Origin of the sequence: Pseudoxanthomonas sp. UTMC 1351, assembly GCF_040948865.1 — a bacterium.
GTDB lineage: Bacteria > Pseudomonadota > Gammaproteobacteria > Xanthomonadales > Xanthomonadaceae > Pseudoxanthomonas_A.
The window spans coordinates 1-555 of sequence record NZ_JAVGJT010000047.1 but is presented as its reverse complement, the minus strand read 5'-3'; the positions used below and the strand labels follow the sequence as shown (position 1 = coordinate 555).

General features: G+C 55.3%; 2 protein-coding genes. One reads left to right on the top strand and one right to left on the bottom strand.

Annotation, left to right across the window (positions count from 1 at the left end):
• The coding region (locus AB6O04_RS20015; protein WP_368566173.1) for an F-box protein at positions 1-165 on the bottom strand (165 nt) is incomplete at its 3' end.
• Between the two features lie 205 nt (positions 166-370).
• On the opposite strand from AB6O04_RS20015, the gene AB6O04_RS20010 reads away from it, so the two are divergent.
• Positions 371-555 (top strand): transposase (locus tag AB6O04_RS20010; protein WP_368566172.1); only part of this gene is annotated, 185 nt, incomplete at its 3' end.

Genomic DNA, 555 nt, shown 5'->3' with positions numbered 1-555 from the left:
TTGATCAAAGGCCTTCGGCGTTATCGCATTGCGCCACGCGTGCGAGACGTTCGACAGATTGATGAGGTCGTCAAGCTGGAGATGCTGGATGATGTTGTCCGTCGCCGGTGTATATACGGCCGGAAGCAGGTTCCAATTCGGCGGGATAGCAAGGTCGTTGGGCATTTCGCCTTCTGCGAGTGCGGGGGTCGGATCCCACACTGCAGGTTGCGTCGTCTTAGCAACAGACGATATCAGCATCGATTTGCGCGGGAAAGTTCGCGGGCAATGGTGGGTGTTTAGGAGGCGGTTGAGAAATTTGAAGCGTCTGAAGCGTCCTCGAAATTTCGATCCAGTTGAAGGTAGAGTTCCCACCTGAAGGAGCTCTGCATTGAAGAAGTCGAAGTTCACCGAAGAACAGATGGTCCGGATCCTCAAAGAGGTTGAGGCCGGTGCCAAGATTGGCGAGACCTGCCGCAAGCATGGGATCAGCGAGCCGACCTATTACGTCTGGAAGTCGAAGTACGCCAACATGGAGGTATCGCAACTGCGGCACCTTCGGGACGTGGAAGCCGA